20 protein-coding genes are annotated in these 19,439 nt (G+C 71.2%); 9 read left to right on the forward strand and 11 right to left on the reverse strand.

The features are described 5' to 3' along the window. Positions 1–12: 12 nt before the first annotated feature. Positions 13–1,995, forward strand: coding sequence for an amylo-alpha-1,6-glucosidase (locus tag CJZ98_RS08210; RefSeq protein WP_094590239.1), 1,983 nt, complete (start codon positions 13–15; stop codon positions 1,993–1,995). Continuing rightward, complete coding sequence (locus CJZ98_RS08215; RefSeq protein ID WP_094590241.1) at positions 1,995–3,476, forward strand: polysaccharide deacetylase family protein; 1,482 nt, start codon at positions 1,995–1,997, stop codon at positions 3,474–3,476. Before CJZ98_RS08210 ends, CJZ98_RS08215 begins: the two co-directional genes overlap by 1 nt. Here CJZ98_RS08215 and CJZ98_RS08220 read toward each other — a convergent pair. The 4 genes from CJZ98_RS08220 to CJZ98_RS08235 all read right to left on the reverse strand — a co-directional run bounded on the left by CJZ98_RS08220 (position 3,457) and on the right by CJZ98_RS08235 (position 6,758). Next, the gene (locus CJZ98_RS08220; RefSeq protein ID WP_094590243.1) at positions 3,457–4,131 is read right to left on the reverse strand and encodes a DoxX family protein; all 675 of its coding nucleotides are present in this window, start codon (positions 4,129–4,131) and stop codon (positions 3,457–3,459) included. The genes CJZ98_RS08215 and CJZ98_RS08220 overlap by 20 nt on opposite strands. A gap of 94 nt (positions 4,132–4,225) precedes the next feature. After that, positions 4,226–4,891, reverse strand: a complete 666-nt coding sequence (locus CJZ98_RS08225; protein WP_094590312.1) for an SDR family oxidoreductase — start codon at positions 4,889–4,891, stop codon at positions 4,226–4,228. A gap of 50 nt (positions 4,892–4,941) precedes the next feature. Beyond that, entirely contained in the window at positions 4,942–5,847 is a 906-nt protein-coding gene (locus CJZ98_RS08230; protein WP_198537597.1) for a DUF389 domain-containing protein, read from the reverse strand. A gap of 257 nt (positions 5,848–6,104) precedes the next feature. After that, a complete protein-coding gene (locus CJZ98_RS08235) occupies positions 6,105–6,758 on the reverse strand; it encodes a TetR/AcrR family transcriptional regulator (RefSeq protein WP_094590247.1) in 654 nt (217 codons plus the stop codon). 94 nt (positions 6,759–6,852) lie between these two features. Here CJZ98_RS08235 and CJZ98_RS08240 point away from each other — a divergent pair, with 94 nt between their 5' ends. The 3 genes from CJZ98_RS08240 to CJZ98_RS18780 all read left to right on the forward strand — a co-directional run bounded on the left by CJZ98_RS08240 (position 6,853) and on the right by CJZ98_RS18780 (position 9,666). Beyond that, positions 6,853–7,926: a saccharopine dehydrogenase family protein gene (locus CJZ98_RS08240; protein WP_094590249.1), complete on the forward strand. Its 1,074-nt coding sequence runs from the start codon at positions 6,853–6,855 to the stop codon at positions 7,924–7,926. 110 nt (positions 7,927–8,036) lie between these two features. Continuing rightward, a complete protein-coding gene (locus CJZ98_RS08245; protein WP_094590251.1) occupies positions 8,037–9,506 on the forward strand; it encodes a mechanosensitive ion channel domain-containing protein in 1,470 nt (489 codons plus the stop codon). Positions 9,507–9,519: 13 nt separating this feature from the next. Next, positions 9,520–9,666, forward strand: coding sequence for a hypothetical protein (locus CJZ98_RS18780; RefSeq protein ID WP_198537599.1), 147 nt, complete (start codon positions 9,520–9,522; stop codon positions 9,664–9,666). Positions 9,667–9,732: 66 nt separating this feature from the next. Here CJZ98_RS18780 and CJZ98_RS08250 read toward each other — a convergent pair whose 3' ends face one another. Then, positions 9,733–10,152, reverse strand: a complete 420-nt coding sequence (locus tag CJZ98_RS08250) for a nuclear transport factor 2 family protein (protein ID WP_094590253.1) — start codon at positions 10,150–10,152, stop codon at positions 9,733–9,735. A 30-nt stretch (positions 10,153–10,182) separates the two neighbouring features. Further along, on the reverse strand, positions 10,183–10,629 hold the full coding sequence (locus CJZ98_RS08255) for a DCC1-like thiol-disulfide oxidoreductase family protein (protein ID WP_094590255.1): 447 nt from the start codon (positions 10,627–10,629) through the stop codon (positions 10,183–10,185). Between the two features lie 121 nt (positions 10,630–10,750). Between CJZ98_RS08255 and aroB the strand changes: the two genes are divergently transcribed. Continuing rightward, complete coding sequence (aroB, locus tag CJZ98_RS08260; RefSeq protein ID WP_094590257.1) at positions 10,751–11,917, forward strand: 3-dehydroquinate synthase; 1,167 nt, start codon at positions 10,751–10,753, stop codon at positions 11,915–11,917. Here the strand turns inward: aroB and CJZ98_RS08265 are convergent. Continuing rightward, positions 11,845–12,291 carry a hypothetical protein gene (locus CJZ98_RS08265; protein ID WP_094590259.1) on the reverse strand — a complete coding sequence of 149 codons (447 nt, stop codon included), beginning with the start codon at positions 12,289–12,291 and terminating at the stop codon, positions 11,845–11,847. The two genes, aroB and CJZ98_RS08265, sit on opposite strands and share 73 nt — an antisense overlap. A gap of 53 nt (positions 12,292–12,344) precedes the next feature. Continuing rightward, positions 12,345–13,733 carry a class I SAM-dependent methyltransferase gene (locus CJZ98_RS08270; RefSeq protein ID WP_232756335.1) on the reverse strand — a complete coding sequence of 463 codons (1,389 nt, stop codon included), beginning with the start codon at positions 13,731–13,733 and terminating at the stop codon, positions 12,345–12,347. Between the two features lie 50 nt (positions 13,734–13,783). Here CJZ98_RS08270 and CJZ98_RS08275 point away from each other — a divergent pair, with 50 nt between their 5' ends. Then, positions 13,784–14,731, forward strand: a complete 948-nt coding sequence (locus CJZ98_RS08275) for a TPM domain-containing protein (RefSeq protein ID WP_232756336.1) — start codon at positions 13,784–13,786, stop codon at positions 14,729–14,731. Positions 14,732–14,762: 31 nt separating this feature from the next. Here CJZ98_RS08275 and CJZ98_RS08280 read toward each other — a convergent pair whose 3' ends face one another. The 3 genes from CJZ98_RS08280 to CJZ98_RS08290 form a co-directional block, all read right to left on the reverse strand. Then, positions 14,763–15,557 carry a lysozyme family protein gene (locus CJZ98_RS08280; RefSeq protein ID WP_232756337.1) on the reverse strand — a complete coding sequence of 265 codons (795 nt, stop codon included), beginning with the start codon at positions 15,555–15,557 and terminating at the stop codon, positions 14,763–14,765. Positions 15,558–16,034: 477 nt separating this feature from the next. Next, positions 16,035–17,102: a hypothetical protein gene (locus CJZ98_RS08285; RefSeq protein ID WP_094590261.1), complete on the reverse strand. Its 1,068-nt coding sequence runs from the start codon at positions 17,100–17,102 to the stop codon at positions 16,035–16,037. A 12-nt stretch (positions 17,103–17,114) separates the two neighbouring features. Then, a complete protein-coding gene (locus CJZ98_RS08290) occupies positions 17,115–18,029 on the reverse strand; it encodes a TIGR04168 family protein (protein WP_232756338.1) in 915 nt (304 codons plus the stop codon). A 135-nt stretch (positions 18,030–18,164) separates the two neighbouring features. Between CJZ98_RS08290 and nadA the strand changes: the two genes are divergently transcribed. Together nadA and CJZ98_RS08300 are read left to right on the forward strand one after the other, a co-directional pair. Then, positions 18,165–19,124: a quinolinate synthase NadA gene (gene nadA, locus CJZ98_RS08295; RefSeq protein WP_094590265.1), complete on the forward strand. Its 960-nt coding sequence runs from the start codon at positions 18,165–18,167 to the stop codon at positions 19,122–19,124. Positions 19,125–19,205: 81 nt separating this feature from the next. After that, a complete protein-coding gene (locus CJZ98_RS08300; protein ID WP_094590266.1) occupies positions 19,206–19,430 on the forward strand; it encodes a hypothetical protein in 225 nt (74 codons plus the stop codon). Positions 19,431–19,439 lie beyond the last annotated feature (9 nt).

Below are 19,439 nucleotides of genomic sequence, written 5' to 3' on the forward strand. Positions count from 1 at the left end.
AAGGGCAGCGCCATGGCCATCCGCTTCGGCAGCGACCTCTGCGCTGATCCGGTCGCCGCCGGGCAGCGCGAGTGGCTGATCAGCAACGGCCTGGGCAGCTACGGCAGCGGCACCGTGGCCGGCCCGCGCACCCGCAGCTACCACGGCCTGCTGGTGGCGGCCCTGGGCGCCCCGGCCGACCCCTGCACCCGCACCCTGCTGGTGGCCGGCCTGGAGGAGGGCCCGGCGCTCAACCAACGCTCGATGGTGGCCTTCACCCTGGAGGGCAGCGTGCCCTGCTGGCGCTACGCCATCGGCGATGCCCTGCTGGAGAAACGCCTCTGGATGCAGCCCGGCGCCCACACCACCACCGTGCACTACCGCCTGCTGCAGGCCAGCCGGCCGCTGGAGCTGCAGATCGCCGTGCTGGTGCACGCCCGCTCCCACCACGGCTACAGCCAAGAGCCGACGATCGACCTGCGGGCCGTGCCCCGGGGCGTGCAGCTCCGGCCCGACGTGGCCGGCGTGCCGCCCTTCGTGGTGCTCAGCGATCGGGGTCGCACCGAGCTGGCCGCCCCAGGCGATTGGGGCGAGGTGGCACTCAGCGCCGAGCGGGAGCGGGGCCTCCCCAGCCACGACCGCCCGCTGCGGGCCTGCCGGATCACGGTGGCGCTGAGCAGCGAGGCCCCCACCTTCACCCTGGTGGCCAGCACCGAGGCCGCTCCGCCCCTGGATGGGGAGCGCAGCCTGCAGGAACGCTGCCGCCACGACGACGCGCTGCTGCAGCAGTGGCAGGCGGCCCAACCGCACCTGGCGGACCGCGCCCCCGCCTGGGTGCGGCAGCTGGTGCAGGCCGCCGATCAGTTCGTGGTGGCCCGCACCGGCGCGGGCGAGGGGGAGGCGGGCCAGACGCTGCTGGCGGGCTACCCCTGGTTCGGCGACTGGGGGCGCGACACGATGATCAGCCTCAGCGGCCTCACCCTGGCCACCGGCCGCCCCGCCATCGCCGCCCGGATCCTGCGCACCTACGCCGCTCACCTCAGCGCCGGCATGCTGCCCAACCGCTTCCCCGAAGGCGGCGAGCCCCTGGGCGAGCACGACTACAACACCGTTGACGCCACCCTCTGGTACGTCGAGGCGCTGCGTCGCTACCACGAGGCCACCGGCGACACAGCCCTGATCCGCGAACTGTTCCCGCACCTGCGGCAGATCGTGGAAGCCCATTGCCGCGGTACCCGCCACGGCATCCGCCGCGATCCGGTCGATGGCCTGCTCAGCGCCGGCGCCGAGGGGCTGCAGCTCACCTGGATGGACGCCAAGGTGAACGGCGAGGTGATCACGCCCCGCCGCGGCAAGCCGGTGGAAGTGAACGTTCTCTGGTACTGCGCCCTGCGCTGCCTGGCCCGCTTCGCGCCGCTGTGCGGGGAAGCCGCCGAGCCCTACGCGGCGCTGGCCGAGCAGGCGCGCGTGGGCTTTCAGCGCTTCTGGAACCCGCAGACGGGCTGCTGCTTCGACGTGCTCGATGGCCCAGGCGGCAACCATGAAGCCGCCGTGCGGCCCAATCAGCTGCTGGCGGTGGCGCTCACGGATCAGCTGCTCAGTGCGCAGCAGGCCCGCCAGCTGCTGGAGATCTGCGGCCAGCGGCTGCTCACGCCAATGGGGCTGCGCAGCCTCGATCTGCGGGATCCGCGCTACGTGGGCCACTACGGCGGCGGGCCCGTGGCGCGGGATCAGGCCTACCACCAGGGCACGGTGTGGGGCTGGTGGCTCGGGCCCTGGGCCCTGGCCCAGGCCCGCGTGCAGGGATCGCCCCAGCCGGCGTTGCAGTGGCTGGAGGCCATCGGCGATCACCTGGCCGCCGCCGGGCTCGGCAGCGTCAGCGAGATCTTCGATGGCGATCCGCCCCATGCGCCCCGCGGCTGCATCGCCCAGGCCTGGTCTGTCGCGGAAGTGCTGCGCGCCTGGACGGAGCTCTCGATGATGCAGGTTCAGGCGCAAGCCCCGGAGCCACGCTGATGAGTCCCCACGCCCTGCCACCGATCGCCGGCCGCGAAGCCGAGATCCTGGCCCTGGTGCAGCAGAATGAGCCGCTGGTGCTGCCGGAAACCGCCCTCGATCTGGCCCAGATCCGCTCCGGCTTTGCCTGCGCGCTGCACATGCATCAGCCCACGATCCCCGCCGGGGCCCAGGGGGAACTGATCTCCCATCTCCAATACATGGTGGAGCACCCAGGCGAGGGCGATAACCACAACGCCGAAGCCTTCGCCCAGTGCTATCGGCGCCTGGCCGACCTCCTGCCCCAGCTGATCGCCGAGGGCTGCAACCCGCGGATCATGCTGGATTACTCCGGCAATCTGCTCTGGGGCGTCGAGCAGATGGGTCGCCGCGACATTGTGGAGGCGCTGCAGCAGCTGGCCTGTGATCCGGCGCTGCAACCCCATGTGGAGTGGCTCGGCACCTTCTGGAGCCATGCCGTGGCCCCCTCCACGCCGATCCCCGATCTGAAGCTGCAGATCCTGGCCTGGCAGCACCATTTCGAGGCCCTGTTCGGGCCTGAGGCCCTGCAGCGGGTGAAGGGCTTCTCCCCGCCGGAGATGGCCCTGCCCAACCACCCCGACACGCTCTACGAATTCGTGAAGGCCCTGCGGGAGTGCGGCTACCGCTGGCTGCTGGTGCAGGAACACAGCGTGGAGAACCTCGATGGCTCCGCCCTGGGCCACGAGCAGCGCTACATCCCCAATCAGCTGGTGGCGCGCAACACCAGGGGTGAAACGGTGAGCATCACCGCCCTGATCAAAACCCAGGGCTCCGACACGAAGCTGGTGGGGCAGATGCAGCCGTATTACGAAGCCCTGGGACTGAACCGGGTGGCGCTGGGTGGCACCACCATTCCGGCCCTCGTGTCCCAGATCGCCGATGGCGAGAACGGCGGCGTGATGATGAACGAATTCCCCCAGGCCTTCATCCAGGCCCACCGGCGCATCGCCGCCGAGGCTGGTGGCCGCACCGGCACGGTGGCCATGAATGGAACGGAGTATCTGGAGCTGCTGGAGGCCGCAGGGGTGGATGCTGCCGACTTTCCCCGGATTCAGGCCGTGCAGCAGCACAGGCTCTGGCAACAGCTGGACCGCCCCGCCACACCTGAAGCAGTGCGGGCCGCGATCGCCGAGCTCCAGGCCCACGACCCCGGCTTCTCGATGGCCGGCGCCTCCTGGACCAACAACCTCAGCTGGGTGGAGGGCTACGCCAACGTGCTCGAGCCGATGATCGGCCTCAGCGCCGCCTTTCACCAGCGCTTCGACCCCCTGGTGGCCGCCGACCCCGCGGTGACCCGCAGCGAGCCCTACCAGCGGGCCCTGCTGCAGCTGCTGCTGCTGGAAACCAGCTGCTTCCGCTACTGGGGCCAGGGCACCTGGACCGACTACGCCAGCGAGATCCACCGGCGCGGGGTGGCGCAGCTGGAGGCGGCGCCGGGGCTCAGCCTGCCCCGGGCGTAGCGCGCAGGGAAGGCGTCAGGCCCATGCTCGCGGCAGTGCTCTCAGCGCCCTCCTGCTGCCGCAGTTCATCCCCCAGAAGTTCGCGGGCAATGCCCGCATCAAAGGAGTAGCGCCCGGGCCCCAGCAGCAGCAGGCCGACACTGCCGCCCAGATAGAGCACCACCAGCTCCAGCACGTAGATGTTGAGCCCGCTGGTGAGGATGTGGTGGTAGCCCGCCACCGCCATCGTGCCGCTCAGCGCCAGGGCCCCCAGCGGTGTGAACAGGCCGAAGATCAGCAGCCAGGAGCCCAGGATTTCCGCGTAGCCCGCCGCGTAGGCCATCAGCAGCGGGAAGGGCAGGTGCAGCGCCGCCACGTAGTTGGTAGCGAAGCCCTGGGGATCGGCGAGCTTGTCCTGGCCGTGGTGGATCATCATCACGCCGATGGCCAGCCGCAGCAGCAGCAGGCCCAGGCTCTGCAGCCGGCCCTGGCCCAGGAGGTAGCCGCGCAGGCCCTGCCGCAGGCCGGCCGGCAGGCGCCAGGCGGCCCCGGAAGCCCACGGCTCCGCGGCCGACGCGGCAGCCGGCGCCGGGGCGGCCTCGCCCCTCAGCAGGCCAATGGTGAGCGTGGAGGCGCAGATGCCCGCCAGGATCTCCAGGGGCAGGGGAATGGCCATGGCCGAGTCGTCAGTGCAGACACTCTGGCAAGCCTCGTAACGGAACGTGAAGAAGCTGAGAGCACGCCTGGGGGCCGCGGCGGGCGAAGGCTGCCTACCAGGGCAGCACCTCGCCGTTGGCATGCCAGAAGGTGCCGGAGCTCTCCAGCGTGAGCGCGTCGATGCGGGCCAACAGCCCCCGTACCGCCTCCTCCGGGCTGATCCCCTGCGGGTTGAAGCTGATCATGCGCGTGCGCACCAGGCCAGGGTGCAGGATCGCCACGGCGATGCCGCGGGGCCGCAGGTCGATCGCCAGGGATCGGCCCGCCATGTTCAGCGCCACCTTCGACATCCGGTAGCCGTAGGAGCCGCCGGAGCCGTTGTCGTCGATCGAGCCCATGCGGCTCGTCATCAGGATCAGCTTGGCTCCGCTCGGCAGCTGATCCAGCAGGGCCCGGGTGAGCCGCAGCGGCGCCAGGGCGTTCACCTCGAACTGGCGCCGCACGCTCTCCACGTCCAGGTCCTCCAGGCTCGTGGCTTCGAGGATGCCGGCATTGAGGATCAGGCCATCGATCGGCAGCCCATCCAGCCGCTCCACCAGGTGGGTGATGGCGGCCTCGCTGGTGAGCTCCACGCCCGCCTCGAGGCGCACCCCCAGGGCCTCCAGCTCGGGCGAGGCCGTGCGGCAGACGGCGATCACCGTTTCCCCCCGCGCCTGCAGCTGGCGGCAGTACTCCAGACCGATGCCGCCGCTGGCACCGGTGACCAGATACGTGGACATGGCGGTCAGACCCAGGGTGGCCCCCATCCTCCAGCGCCCCGGGCCCGGCTTCAGCCGGCTCCCGTGGCCAGCTCCAGCGTGCGGGATTCGACCACCTTCACCCGCAGCGTGCGGCCGAACAGGCTGCCGCGCGCGCGCTCCTCGAGGGTGTTGAGCGGCGGCAGGGGCCCCTCGCCCAGCAGCAGCAGGTTCACCGATCCATCCGCCGTCTCGGCGTCCACCGCGTGGATCCGGTAGTCCGAGCCCTGCAGCCACGTGGCGGCCAGGGCCTGGGTGCGGGCCGCCACCTTGTTGGTGATGATCAGGCTGTAACTGGTGAGCGAGAGCGGGATCGCGATCACCACCAGAGCCACCAGGGCAATCCCCAGCGAGCGGCGCCGGGCCCGCGGATCGAACGGGGAGAGGGCCGCCCGCCGGAATCCCATCAGTGAAAACACAAGGGAGCCCGTCAGCAGGATGGCCACATAGTTCGTGCCAAACAACAGCAGGCTGCCGGAGGCCAGGCCGGGTTCACCCAGGGCGAACAGGATCCCCGCATTGGCCAGCGGAGGCACCAGCGACACGGCGATCGCAACGCCGGGCAGGGTGTCGGACACATCCCGTCTGGCCAGGGCGAAGGCTCCGGCCAGGCCGGTCACGAACGCCGCCATCAGGTCGAGCAGATGGGGTGCGGTGCGCACCATGATCTGCTGGATCGCCTCCGGCTGCTTCACCTGGGCGATCGGGAGCGCCAGGAGAAAACCCACGGCCACGGCCGTTGCGATGCCGGCCACACTCACGAGCAGGGTGCTGACAATGGCCCGGCGATCGCCGATGCTGACGCTGAACGCCAGCCCCATGATCGGCAGCATCAGGGGCGCCACGATCATCGCCCCGATCACCACCGCCAGCGAATCCCCCAGCAGGCCGTAGGTGGCGATGCTCGAGGCCAGCACCAGCAGGCAGAGAAACTTCAACACATTCGGCCATAATTTTGGCCCGTGAAAGACCAACACCTCCCTGACCCGTTCGACCTCATCCAGGCCCACCGGGCCCCCGTGCAACATCTCACCGACTGAGCGGGCCATGGCCTGTTGAGGTCTGTCAATGGCACCGACAGACTGACAGGCGGTTGACCAGATTCAGCCCAATTCAGACCCCTGGGTTCACAGGCATTCACCAGGGTGATGACCCCGTTCGCTCCGCCCGCGTCTGCAGCCTCCGCAGCCCATCCTCAGGGGTGTAGCCCTGCGGGTTGATGGCCACCTTCTAGATCCGCACGCCGTGGCGAGCCGCTGGCTCCGATCCTGTGCAGCTCCATGTGGGCGTCCAGGAGTTCATGGGCGCGTCGCAGGCGCTCGGGGTCGTTGGTCTTGGCGACCCAGGAGGCCAGGGCATTCAGGGATCCGCTCAGCTGGTAGGTGAAGCCCTCCACATCCACGGTCTGGAGCATGCCGTCCTGGACGGCCTTCTCGATTTCCTGCAGGAGCAGGCTGAAGCCGGGCCTGTCGAGCTCCGCCAGGGTGTCGACGGAGAGAAAGGCGGGGGCTTCGATGAACAGCAGCCGGCGCAGATCCTCCCGCGCCGCGCTGTCCAGGCAGGCGTGGCATCCCACCACAAGGCGGTCCCAGGTGGAGGGCAACGGGGCAATCCTGGCCCTGATGTCGCCCGTGATCTCGTCGAGCACCTCGGCGATCACCGCGGCAAGCACCGCCTGCTTGTCCTGGAACTGGTGGTAGAGGGCGCCCCGGGTGACCCCGAGCCCGCGGATGAGTTCCTCGGTGCCGGTGGCCGCGTATCCCTGGGCGGCGAACAGGTGACGCGCGCGCTCCAGGATGGCGCGGCGGGTCCGCTGGGTCTGCTCCGCCTTGCTCAGGCCCGAGGCCACGGCTCCAATTCCAGAGATTCAGACAGTATGGATCTTGACGGGGCCGGGGCGACGCTTTAGATACAGACTGTCTGTATCTGTTGGAGGCGCGCCCGTGCCCTCAAAGTCGGAGGCCGTCCTGATCGCCGGCGGCTACGGCGTCGTCGGTGAGCAGATCGCCGCCTGTCTGCGCCGGAGGTATCCCGAATTGCCCCTGGTTCTGGCCGGCCGGTCGCGATCCAGGGGCGAAGCAGTGGCAGCCAGGCTTGGCCACGCCACCGCCACGGTGATGGACGTGACCCGCCCACACCCCCTGGGCGAGCCCATCCCCAGGGCCGTGGTCGGAGCCGTGAACGATCCCGGCGATCACCTGCTCAAGGACGCGATCCGCCTCGGGGTGCCCATCGTGGACATCACCCGATGGACGGCACGGTTGCGCGCCAGGGCCGTGGCGGGCCTGGCGCCCCGATCGCCGGTTCTGCTGGCCTCGGGCTGGATGGCCGGACTCGCCTCAGTCGCCGCCGTGGCGGCCTCGCGACCACTCCAGCTGGTCGAGAGCATTGCCATCAGCGTTCTCTACGCCCTGCAGGACAGGGCCGGGCCGAATTCCGCGGCCTACATGGATCGCCTGGCCACCCCGTTCGAGGTGATGCAGGCCGGAGCCCGGCAGACGGTGCTCCCCTTCACTGACCCGCGCCGGATCACCTTTCCGGATGGACAGGAGGCCAGGGTCTACCGCTTCGACACGCCGGACCAGCTGCTGTTGCCCCGCTCGACGGGCGCGGCCAGCGTGGCGGCCCGCATCGGCTTTGACAGCGCGGCAACGACGCGGATCCTGGCGCTGCTCGTCCGTTCCGGGCTGTGGAAGCGGATCAGCGGCGAGCGCTTCACCGACCTGCGCCGGGCCCTGCTCTTTCATCCCGGGCCCGGGGCCAGCCATCAGATCGTGGTCGACGCTGATGGCCTGGACCCGTCCGGTGAAGCCAGGTCGGTGCGTGCCACGCTCAGCGATCCCCTGGGCCAGACCCATCTGACGGCCGTAGGAGCGCTGGTGCAGCTGGAGCGACTGCTGGGCCTCGATGGGGCTGCACCGCCGCCGCCGGGTCTGGCCTACCCCGACAGCGCCCCCCAGATCCAGGCGGCCCGCCGCACCCTGGAGAGATTCGGAGTGTCGATGACCCTGGCCTGAGGCCGTGCTGCACGGCTGCGGCTCCGGATTCCGCCCTGCGGTGGACTCTGCTCAGGCCCCTGGCGGCCGCAGAGCGCCTACGGGATCGTGAGGCCCCGGACCCCACCCATGTGAACGTCGACCAGCTGCAGCGCCTCTTCACGGCACCCCTGTTTCCCCTGGGCCGCCAGAACCTCTCGCTGCTCTGGATCCTGGAGGTGCTGCTCCTGCTGCTGGCCGTGAGCCTGGCGGCACGCTGGCTCAAGCGCCTGCTGGCCGGCCGGGTGCTGCTCTGGTTCGCCCTGTCTGAGGGGCGTCGTGAGGCGCTGGCCACCCTCGCCTCACTGGCCCTGGCCGCCCTCGGGTACGTGGTGGTGGCCCAGGGGATGGGGCTCGACTTCGGGGCCCTGGCGGTGATCTTCGGGGCCCTGGGGGTGGGGGTGGGCTTCGGGCTGCAGGAGCTCACCCGCAACCTCAGCAGCGGCCTCACCCTGCTGATGGAGGGCAAGCTCAAGGTGGGCGACCTGATCGAATTCGGCAGCACCGGCGGCTTCATCCGGGAGATCTCGATCCGCTCCACCGTGATCCGCACCTTCCAGGGCGCCGAGATCGTGGTGCCCAATTCGGCGATCACGAGCGGGCCCGTGAAGAACCTCAGCTACTTCTCCCGCGATGGGCGGGTGGATGTGGCGGTGACCGTGGCCCATGGCAGTGATGCCCTGGCCGTGACCGAGGTGCTGCTGGAGGCGGCGCTGGCCGAGCCCACCGTGCTGCCGGATCCACCGCCGAAGGTGCTGCTGCACGGCCTCGGAGAGCGGGGGCTGCAGTTCGAACTCTGGGTGTGGACCTCGGCGATCCACGCCGGAGTCAGCCTGCGCAGTTCCCTCAACTACGCCATCGACCACGGACTCCGGGAGCGGGGCATCGACCTGGCCGGGACCCTGCAGCAGATCCAGCTGCTCTCCCCCGGCCGCAGTGCGGAGCAGCAGGCCCCGATGGCACCCGACCGGCCGCCGCTGCGCGGGGCCCTGCCCGATCACCCCTGCTTTAACGGCCTGGATCCGCGGGGTCTGCGGGAGCTGGTGGGCAGTGGTGCCCGCCGCAGCGTGCCGGCGGGCACGGTGCTGATTCGCCAGGGCGAGGCGGGTCGCGCCTTCCACCTGGTGCTGAGCGGGGCCGTGGACGCCATCCATGAAACGGAACGGGTGAGCCGGCGCCTGTTCACCTTCGCCGCGGGCGAGTTCTTCGGTGAACTGCCGCTGCTGCTGCAGGTGCCCTACCCCACCACGATGATCGCCACCCAGGACACCACCCTGTTCGTGGTTCCCAGCGGCAGCTTCCGCTCCCTGCTGGCCTCCCGGCCTGAATTTGCCGACACCGTGGCCCGGGAGGTGGCCCGTCGCAACGACGTGCTGAGCAGCTACGAGGGCTGCCTGCGCCAGCGCGGGCTGCTCGACGATGCCGACCTGAGTCACCCGCTGCAGTGGTTCCGCGAGAAGCTGCGGCGGGTGCTCACGGGGCAGTCGTCGGTGGTCCCAGCTGGGCAGGCAGCCGCACGGATCGAACAGATCGAGACGCCGCAGAGCAGAGTGGACCCTTGAGCGGGAGCGAACGGTGAAAGAGATCAGTCCTGGGGAGCTGCTGCTCCGGATCGCCGGCCGCTTCGCGGCGGTGTCGGGCGTGATCGCCTTGGTGATCTGGCTCACCTGGGTGATGCTCGATGTGAAGAGCATGCAGTCGGGCTTCACGCTCCCCTACTGAGCCCCCCTACCGAAGCGGGGCCCACCGCCGCCACTGGAGGCAGACCCTGGCCCGCGACCCTCGGGCTCAGCCCACAAAGCGCCGGTAGAGCCAGCGCACGAAGCCGCCCAGCACGGGCACCGGCGCAAAGGTGGGCCCCACGAAATCGAAGTAATCGCGGTGATCCACGATCCTGCCTTCAGCGTTGAACAGCAGACGGGTGGTGCCGGAGTAGATGAACTCGATGCCCTTGATCTTCAGGCCCATCTCCCACTCCACGAAGGCCGTGCTGCCGTCGATCGCGATGGCCCCGGGGGTCACGTAGACGTCGTCGCAGCGGCGCAGCAGACCCTCCTGGGCCGCCAGGTAGGCGGCGAGGCCGTGCGTCTCCTGGGTGGGGTCCTGGAAGTGCACGTCGTCGGTGTAGGCCGCCCGCCACTGGGCTTCAGTCGGGGCCGGAGCGCCGTAGGGCTTGGTGAACAGGGCCTTCAGGCTGGTGGAGTCCACGCAGGGCGCCGGGGAGAAAGGCCGTTCAGCCTATGGATGGGCCCCGGCCGGCGGCGGCGCTGGGGTGACCTCCGGATCCAGCGGCAACCCGCGCAGGGCCAGGGCGCCGCGGCGGGCGAGCAGCAGCAGCGGGTAGAGGCGCCGGGCCCGCGAGGGGGTGGCCAGCAGGGGGGCGAGCAGCTGCAGCAGGGCGGCGGAAGGCGTCATCTGGGCACAAAGCCACTGGATCGCCGCGGCACCGTGCAGCACCTGCTCACCCACCAGCAGCACGGCACCATCCGTGAGGGCGTAACCGCGCTGGGCCAGCTGGCGCCGCAGGGCGTGGTCGGCGCGGCCATCGCGGATCTGCAGGCCAGGGATGCCGCTGCGCAGTTCGCTGAGCTGGGCGAAGTGGCGGCAGAACAGGCAGCCGCCATCGAACACCAGCACGGGGGCCGGTGGGGTGGGGAGCTGGCCGGGTTCCGAGGGATGAGCCATGGCCCCACTCTGACGGGGGCGTTCTGGAAGCGGGGGACGACCGACGGGCCCAACCCCCTCAGGCCACCGCCGTAGCCTCAGCCCAGCCTGCCGACCTGCCGCCCTGGCCGCTCCCACCGCCATGACCGCCACCCCCACCGCGATCCGCACCATCCGGGTGGAGCTCAGCGCCAACCCCTACCCGATCGCCATCGGTGCCGGCAGCCTGGCCCAGCTGGGGGAGCAGATCCGGGGCCAGGGCATCAAGGCCGGCACCAAGGTGCTGGTGGTCACCAACCCCGTGGTGAACGAGCACTACGGCGCCACCGCCCTGCAGAGCCTCAGCGCCGCGGGCCTGGAGGCGTCGCTGCTGGTGATCGAGGCCGGCGAAGACCAGAAGACCCCCGCCACCGTGGGCCTGATCCACGACGCGGCCTTTGAGCGCCGGCTCGAGCGCAGCTCACTGATCGTGGCCCTCGGCGGCGGCGTGGTGGGCGACATGGCGGGCTTCGCGGCCGCCACCTGGCTGCGGGGCATCGCCGTGGTGCAGGTGCCCACCACCCTGCTGGCGATGGTGGACGCCGCCATCGGCGGCAAGACCGGCGTGAACCACCCGGGCGGCAAGAACCTGATCGGCGCCTTCCACCAGCCCAGGCTGGTGCTGATCGACCCGGACACCCTGGCCACCCTGCCGGAGCGGGAGTTCCGGGCGGGCATGGCGGAGGTGATCAAGTACGGGGTGATCGGGGATGGGGCGCTGCTGGCCGAGCTCGGGGCCGCCGCCCATCGGGACCCAGCTTCCGGCCTCGCCAGCCAGGCGGCGGTGGGGCCCGCGCTGCTGCAGACCCTGCTGGAGCGCTCCGCCGCCGCCAAGGCCGAGGTGGTGGCCGCCGATGAGCGGGAGGGCGGCCTGCGGGCGATCCTCAACTACGGCCACACCCTCGGCCACGTGGTGGAAACCCTCTGCGGCTACGGCACCTACCTGCACGGCGAGGCCGTGGCCCTGGGCATGCGCGCCGCCGGCGAACTCAGCCTGGCCCTGGGCCTCTGGAGCCAGGCCGAGCACGACCAGCAACAGCGCCTGATCGCCGCCGCCGGCCTGCCCCTGGCCTGGCCGGCCCTCGATCCCGAGGCCGTGCTCGCCTGCCTGCAGGGCGACAAGAAAGTGCGCGACGGCAAGGTGCGCTTCGTGCTGCCCCTCAGCCCCGAGGCCGGTGCCCAGACGGGCGGCGCGGTCTACGGCAGCGTGATCATCCGCGACGACGTGGAGGCGGCCACGATCCGCGAGGTGCTGGCCAGGCTGGCCTGAGCTCCCCCCTCCAGCTCCGGCAGGAACTGCTCCAGAAAGGCCGCCAGCGGCATCGGCCCGCAGCGGCGCTGCCAGCCGCCGCAGCCGGGGTAGAGGCGCCAGCACTCCAGCTGCAGGGCCTGGCGACGCCTGGGGCAGTGGCGCAGCCGGTAGCGGTAGAGAGCCAGGGTGTCCTGCTCGGGGGCAGCCACGGGCTGGGCCTGGGGCTGGCAGATCCGAAAGCCCTCCAGCAGCTCCGCCGGGCCGCCCGCCAGTTCCAGGGCCTCCACGTAGCAGCAGGCCGCCGCTCCTGGATCCACCACATGCGGCAGATGCAGGTGCAGGGGCGCCCCGCCGGCGAAACCGTGGAAGCTGTGCAGGGATCCAGGGGCCATGGGGGCAGCCGCAACACTGCTCACCAGTGCCCACCCCGTTCCAGCCGCTGCCGCTAGGCCAGCGGCGGCTCCCGCAGGAACAGGGGCAGCTCCGGGTCGGGGCCGGCGGCAGGACTGGCGGCGGCGGCAGGGCCCGCCGCCGGGGGAACCGGCTGGGCAGAGACGGGACCGCGGCGGAAGGCCAGCCAGCGGAAATCGCCCAGGGCCGCGGGATCCACCAGCCGCAGCAGGGCCTCGCGCCGGGCCAGCAGGGTTCCGAGGCTCCACTCCGCCGACGACACCGCCACGCCCGCCTGCCACTCCAGCCCCACCGGGTCCGCAGGCGAAACGCCGGCGGCCTGCACCTGCTGCAGCCCATGCAGCCGCTGGGCCAGACCCAGGGCCAGCAGGGCCTCCCCCTGGCGGCACTGGCCGATCGGCTGCCAGCCGCTGGCGCGGGCCGCCGCCTGCAGGCTCTCGATGCAGAGGTGGGCCGTGAGGTCCCAGTGGCCGGGCTCCCGCAGGGGATCGCCGCTGGCCCGCTGGCCCCGGTAGGCCATCAGGGTGCCGTCGGCGCGGGAGGGGGCGTAGTAGCGCCAGGCCTCCAGGGCGTAGTCGATCACCAGCAGCGGGCCGCGGGCCAGGGCGGCGCCGCAGGCCGCCAGCCAGGGCTGCAGCTGCGGATGCAGCTCCGTGCTCCAGCCGGGCGGGCGCTGGGGGCCGGGGCCCAGGAGCCCGAGGGCTTCGAGTTGCGGGCTGGCCTCCGGGCCCAGGGGCTCGCCGGGCTCCAGCCGCAGGGCGCCCTGGTGGAGCGCCACCCGCTGGCGGCGCCAGAGGGCTCCGTCCCAGGTGATCCGCTCCACCGCCAGGGCATCGAGCACCTCGTGGGCCAGCACCACCCCCCGCAGCGGCGCCGCCGCCAGCGCCTCGAAGCTGCTCCAGCGGCAGGGCAGCGGGGCGCCGGCCAGGCGCTGGCGCTGGCGAGCCGCCATGCCCGCGTTGGGCTCCACCAGCACCAGTTCGGTGCGGGCGGCCAGCTCGGGCCAGCCGGCGGCGAGCTGTTCGGCCAGGTCGCGGGCCAGGCTGCCCTCGCCGGGGCCGGCCTCGATCAGGGCCAGCGGCCGCTGGGTCGGATCGCCAGCGGATGCATCCTCCGGCAGGTCGGCGGCGAGCTCCCCCAGCCACTGGGCGATCTGGGGGGCCAGCAGGGCGGCGAAGTCGGGGCCGAGGGAGGGGGAGGTGGCGAAGTCGCCGCCGGGGCCCACCTGCAGGCGGCCGCTGCCGTAGGCGCCGTGCTCCGGGTCGTGCAGGGCCCAGGCCATGTAGGTGGCGAAGGGCACCGAGCCACCGGCCGCCGCCAGGCGCTCGGCCAGCCAGACGGGCACGGCAGTGGCCCCCTCCCCTGGCGCAGCGTTGGGGGAGGGGGCGGTGGAGGCCGCGGGGCTGGGGCTTGGGAACTCCACGGCGGCGCGGCGGGCTCGGTGAGAATGCTGGCCACTCTGGAACAGTCGCCATGGGCCCGCGGGAACAGAACCGGGAGCAGCACGCTGGCCCAGACACCGGGGCCGGGGACGGCCAGGGCCGCCTGGCTCAAGGCCCCCGGGATCTGGGCTCGCGCCTGCGGCGCCTCGGCCGTCGCGCCCGGGCCCTGACCCTGGGCCTCTGCCTGGCCCTGGCGCTGCTGCTCGGCGCCCCGGCGGGCCCAGGCCTGCCCGGCGGCCCCGCCCACGCCTACGACAACCCCGACCTGCTGCCCGACCACCCCACCCCGGTGATCGACCTGGCCAAGGCCCTCACCGACGGCCAGCGCTCCGCCCTCGAGGCCAAGCTCAACGCCATCGAGGCCGATACGGGCTGGAAACTGCGGGTGCTGACCCAGTACGACCGCACGCCGGGGCTGGCGATCAAGGAGTTCTGGGGGCTGGATGAGCGCAGCCTGGTGCTGGTGGCCGATCCCCGTGGCGGCAACCTGCTCAACTTCAACGTGGGCGATGCCCTGTTCGCCCTGATGCCGCGCACCTACTGGGTGGAGCTGCAGACCCGCTTCGGCAACCAGTACTACGTGCGCGACCACGGCGAGGACGGCGCCATCACCGACGCCCTCGACGCCGTGGCGGTGTGCCTGGAGCGCGGCGGCTGCCAGGTGGTGCCCGGCCTGCCCCAGGAACAGTGGCTGCTCACCCTGATCACCTCGATGATCGGCGGCCTGGTGGTGGGCTTCGCCGCCTACCCGCGCAAGCCCGAGCACAAGGTGGAGTGGACCTGGGTGCTGCTGCTCTCACCCCTGTGGGTGATCCTGTTCGGCGTGTTCGGCCTGGGGCCGGTGGTGACGCGCACCAGCGACCTGCTGCCAGTGGCCCGCAATGTGCTGGGCTTTGCCGGCGCCATCGCGGTGGCCTACCTGATCGCCCAGAACACGGTGGGCAAGGCGCGCCTGGCGGATGGGGGCGGCGAGGGCTGAGGCTCCGCGCCCCCGATCAGCCCCCAGCCGATCAGTTGCCGACCTGGCGCAGGGCGCACTCCAGGCTGCCGTCGCTGCAGGGGAGTGCCGGGGGCGGCGTAGGAACGGCGGCCAGGCTCGGATCCACCAGACCCTGGCCGGCCCGCAGCTGGGCCAGGTTGTCCTCGTAGAAGCGGCGCAGGGCGTCGTAGCGCTTCACGGGCTGGCCGTAGAAGCTGCGGCCAGCGAGGGTGGGGAAGGAAGCCCACTCGGGGGCGAGCTTGGCGGCCAGCTCGGGCGTGAAGGAGCCCTGGTCGGCCAGGGGCAGGCCGCCGCGGCGATGCACCAGCAGCAGGGCGGCCTGGTCCTGCACCTCGGGGCCGAAGCCCTGCAGGCCGAGCATGCGGCTGGCCATCGACCAGGTGAACGGCATGAACTGGTAGGCGCCGGCGGCGGCACTGGCGTAGCCGCCGGAGCGGATCACGCGGTCGGGGTGGCGCTCCAGGCCGGGGGCCAGGCCGCCGCCGAACATGATCCGGTAGCCGATGTCCTGGCCATTGGCCCAGGTGCCCTCCGCGTAGCGGATCGTGTTGAGCAGGGCCCGGCGCTCAGGCGTGATCGGGTAGGGCCCGCTGAAGCGGCTGCCGGTGGTGGACGGCATGGAAGGCGGTGCGGCCAGGGGATCCGGGCCGGCATCGAGCATGGCCAGCCGGGGTGCCGGGACCTGCAGCTGGAAGCTGGAGCGCACCTGCTCCTGGGGCGCGGCCTCCGATGCGGCCTGGGCAGGAGCGGCCAGGGGCAGGGCAAGGGCGGCGGCACAGCCTCCGATCAGTCCGACACGGCCCACTCGGGAGCGACGGGATCGGGCGATGGGGGCGCAGGAGAGGAGGGATAGCAAACCGTTCGAAGCAGAGGACATTCCGCGAAGCGTCAGGCCAAAGCCGGCACCAGGGACTGGTACCGCGATGGGAAGCACATTGGGGAGCCGGGATCAACAGGCAGGCCTTGAGAAGAGGGGCCGGGGCCTGGGTCACCCACCTCAGCGGGCGAAGGAACAATGGACCATTGATCAGGAGAGCTGGGTCTCTGCTAGCGATGAGACGGAAAGAACCCGTCAGACAGCGAGCGAAAGATCAGCCGGGCCGATTTAGTCAATTGGTTGGGGAGAGTTTGTCAAATCAACCCGCCAAAGGAATCGTGTTAGTGACAGTCACACAAGTGTCTACCTGTATTCAAAACTACCAAGTTGGGTTCAGGTCACAAGCTGCAGTGCAGTTATCGATGGCTTCACAACCATCTTTGGGGATCAATTCAGTAATGCTGATCATTCAGGCGCGTAAGAGAGCAACACATCGGCTGCTTCCCCCTCCCCACCGGCCGCCAGGGGGCCTTCTGTGGGGGGAGTCAGGGGCAGGTCGAGCTGCCAGTCCCCCGCCAGCAACTGCTCCCGACTCAGCAGGCGGTGCGGGCCATGGCGCTCCAGGGCGTCGCTGAGCACCTGGGCCTCGGCGAAGCCGTCGCGGCGCACCAGGTGGATGCCCACCCCCTGGGTGAGGGCCTCGCAGAAGCTGCTGTAGCCCGGCTTGGTGAGCAGGCGCCCGCAGAGGGGCAGCAGATCCAGCGGGCGCAGCCCCGGGGGCAGGGCCAGAGCGTTGGCCGCCTGGCCGGCCAGCAGCGGGTCGGCCACCAGGAAGCGGTGCTCCGGCCAGCGGGCGAACAGGGCCGCATCGAGGCGAAAACCCAGGCCGCCGAACCCCACCAGCACCACCGCCTCGCGCTCGCTGGGCAGGTCGAGCTGGCGCCGCAGCGCCTCCCGATCGCCGCGGGGCCGGCCGGCGGTGAGCCCCACAGGGTGCACCGGCAGATCCCAGGGCATGGCCATGGCGAAGGGGCAGCGGATCAGGGCCGTGCCGCGCCGGTAGAGCGCCGTGCAGCGCTCCGCCCAGGCCCCGAAGGGGCCCCCCATGGGCCCGTAGATGGCATCCCAGCCGAAATTGCCCATCCACACCAGGGGGGCCCCCAGCGCAGCGGCCAGTTCGGCGGCGGCGGGTCCCACGTCCGCCAGCACCAGCACCGGCTCGCCCTGCTGGCGCAGCCAGGCGGCCTCGGCGGCGATCTGGCCCGGGAGACTGCACTCCAGATCCGCCAGGGCCGCCAGGGTGGCGGGGGCATCGGCGCCGAGGGCATCGGCCTGGATCACCCCCACCTCCCAGCGACAGGGGCGCCGCTCGTAGGGCACCGGGCCGAAGGCGGCCGCCAGGAACGGCTCCGGCAGGGGGGTGGAGAGCACCAGGCGCCAGTCGGGGCGGCGGGCGTGCAGGGCGGCGAGCACCGCCGCCACCCGGGAGCCATGGCCGTAGCCGTGGCCGCTGATGCAGGCGTAGAGGATCACGGCGATGGCAGCTCAGCAGGGCGCCAGGGCCGGCAGCGGAGCCCGCTGCTCGTGGAGCAGCTGGCGGTAGAGCAGGTCACCGGCGGGGGAGTACCAGCGGTGGCTCACCTCCAGCAGCTCCCCATCGCGGAGCACCACCCAGCTGAAGTGGCGCAGGCTGCGGCCGCGGTCGTCCTGGTCGTGGCGGGGCACGCAGGCCGTATTGAGATACGAGGTGCCGGCCCGGTCGCGGCAGAAGCTGAGCCGATCCCCCTGGCCGCGCCGCAGCCGGTGGTGCATGTGCCCAAACACCACCAGCGGCACCGGCCGCACCCGGCGGATGCGATCGATCGCCAGGCTCAGGTCCTGGTCGCCCCAGTCGCGGGCGGGGGCCTTCCAGTCGCGGCCGCAGGGGTCGGCGGGGCCGCTGCCCAGGCCGCTGGGGCCGCAGTGGGCCAGCAGCACCAGGGGCAGCAGCGGATCGGCCGCCAGGGCCGCCGCTGTGATGCGCGACACCGAGTCCTCCAGGGTCACCGGGCCGAACACCGCATGGGCGCCATGGTTGAGGTGGTAGCCCCCACCGGCGCTGGCGGGACGGCCCCCCACCACCGCCAGCCCCGGCGGCCGCAGCTCCCGCAGGCCCCAGCCGCAGTGGCGGTCCCCCAGCAGATCCAGCTGGCGGCGCAGGGTGTGGCCGGTGGGGTCGCGGCCGGTGTCGTGGTTGCCGAGGATGCAGGCCGTGGGCAGGGTCAACCGCGCCAGGCGGGCGGGGATGCGCTGCTGGCCGTCGCTGAGGTCGCCCACCACCAGCAGGGCATCGGGGGCGATCAGCTCCAGCAGGGCCTCATCGCTGGCATCCCACTGGCCGTGAAGATCACCGGCGATCGCGATCTGGATGGGCCGGCCAGGCTCGGGTCCAGGTTCGGTTGCTGTGCCGGTCGCCGCCAACCCGATCCCTAGGCTTGCCCCATCCTGCATCGCAGAGGGTCCGGATTGGTTTTCGCGGCAGCCCAGAACACGCCAGACGGTGCTCCAGGCAGCACTGGTTCTGCAAGCGGTGGGGCTTCGGGCCAGGGAGCCACGGTGAACTCGGGCAGGGTGGCGCCGCCCTGCCCACCCCCTGCGGAACTGGCCGCTGCCATCGCCGCGCTCAAGCGCGAGCGCAAGGCCGTGATCCTGGCGCACTACTACCAGGACCCCGCCATCCAGGACGTGGCCGATTTCATCGGCGACTCCCTGGAACTCTCCCGCAAGGCCGCCGCCACCGACGCGGAGGTGATCGTGTTCTGTGGCGTGCACTTCATGGCGGAGACCGCCAAGATCCTCAGCCCCGATAAAACCGTGCTGCTACCGGATCTCGAAGCCGGCTGCACCCTGGCTGACGCCTGCCCCGCCGATGGCTTCGCCGCCTTCCGGGCTGAGCACCCCGATCACATCGTGGTGAGCTATATCAACTGCTCCGCGGCGGTGAAGGCCCAGAGCGACCTGATCTGCACCAGCAGCAACGCGGTGGATCTGGTGAACCAGCTGCCCGCCGACCGTCCGATCCTGTTTGCCCCAGATCAGAACCTGGGCCGCTGGGTGCAACGCCAGAGCGGCCGCGAGCTCACCCTCTGGCCCGGAAGCTGCATCGTGCACGAGACATTCAGCGAGCAGGCCCTGCTGCAACTGAAACTGGAGCATCCGCAGGCCGAGGTGCTCGCCCACCCGGAATGCCAGCAGCACCTGCTCGATCTGGCCGACTTCATCGGCTCCACCAGCAAACTGCTGCACCGGGCCGAGGCCAGCCCCGCCCCCAGCTTCATCGTGCTCACCGAGCCCGGAATCCTGCACCAGATGCGCAAGGCGGTGCCGGGAAAACAGTTCTACGAGGTGCCGGGCGCCGATGGCTGCAGCTGCAACGCCTGCCCCTACATGCGCCTCAACACCCTGGAGAAGCTGTGGCGCTGCCTGCAGACGATGCAGCCCGAGATCGTGATGGATGAGAACCTGCGCCAGCGGGCCCTGGCACCGATCCAGAAAATGCTGGAGATGAGCCGCTGACGGAGGGTCCGGTCGACACCTTCAGGGAACGATTCCATCGTTTTGATCCCGTTACCATGCCGGAAACCGGGTGCCAAGCGGATGGAGTTCCACGGAAGCCTGAACGAGCTGCAGGATCTCCTCGAGACCCTGGACGTTCAGTGCCACTGGGAACACAAGGGCGCCTTTGAGGTGGCCGTGATCGACGACGGAGTCAGCAACCTGAAGCTGAACTGGTGGCCCCAGACCGGGGTGCTGCAGCTGGTGGGCGATCCGGAGCAGCGGCTGCCGCTGCTGGACAGGCTCAGCCAGGCCCTGGCGGGCTGAGCCCGTCGC

The sequence above is a fragment of the Vulcanococcus limneticus LL genome, assembly GCF_002252705.1.
Classification (GTDB): Bacteria; Cyanobacteriota; Cyanobacteriia; order PCC-6307; family Cyanobiaceae; genus Vulcanococcus; species Vulcanococcus limneticus.

What these genes read in the sequence shown, in the direction of transcription:
- CJZ98_RS08210 (WP_094590239.1), top strand. Translation starts at nt 13, where the DNA reads ATGGCCATCCGCTTCGGCAGCGACCTCTGCGCTGATCCGGTCGCCGCC.
- CJZ98_RS08215 (WP_094590241.1), top strand. Translation starts at nt 1,995, where the DNA reads ATGAGTCCCCACGCCCTGCCACCGATCGCCGGCCGCGAAGCCGAGATC.
- CJZ98_RS08220 (WP_094590243.1), bottom strand. Translation starts at nt 4,131, where the DNA reads ATGGCCATTCCCCTGCCCCTGGAGATCCTGGCGGGCATCTGCGCCTCC.
- CJZ98_RS08225 (WP_094590312.1), bottom strand. Translation starts at nt 4,891, where the DNA reads ATGTCCACGTATCTGGTCACCGGTGCCAGCGGCGGCATCGGTCTGGAG.
- CJZ98_RS08255 (WP_094590255.1), bottom strand. Translation starts at nt 10,629, where the DNA reads ATGGCTCATCCCTCGGAACCCGGCCAGCTCCCCACCCCACCGGCCCCC.
- aroB (WP_094590257.1), top strand. Translation starts at nt 10,751, where the DNA reads ATGACCGCCACCCCCACCGCGATCCGCACCATCCGGGTGGAGCTCAGC.
- CJZ98_RS08265 (WP_094590259.1), bottom strand. Translation starts at nt 12,291, where the DNA reads ATGGCCCCTGGATCCCTGCACAGCTTCCACGGTTTCGCCGGCGGGGCG.
- CJZ98_RS08275 (WP_232756336.1), top strand. Translation starts at nt 13,784, where the DNA reads ATGGGCCCGCGGGAACAGAACCGGGAGCAGCACGCTGGCCCAGACACC.
- CJZ98_RS08300 (WP_094590266.1), top strand. Translation starts at nt 19,206, where the DNA reads ATGGAGTTCCACGGAAGCCTGAACGAGCTGCAGGATCTCCTCGAGACC.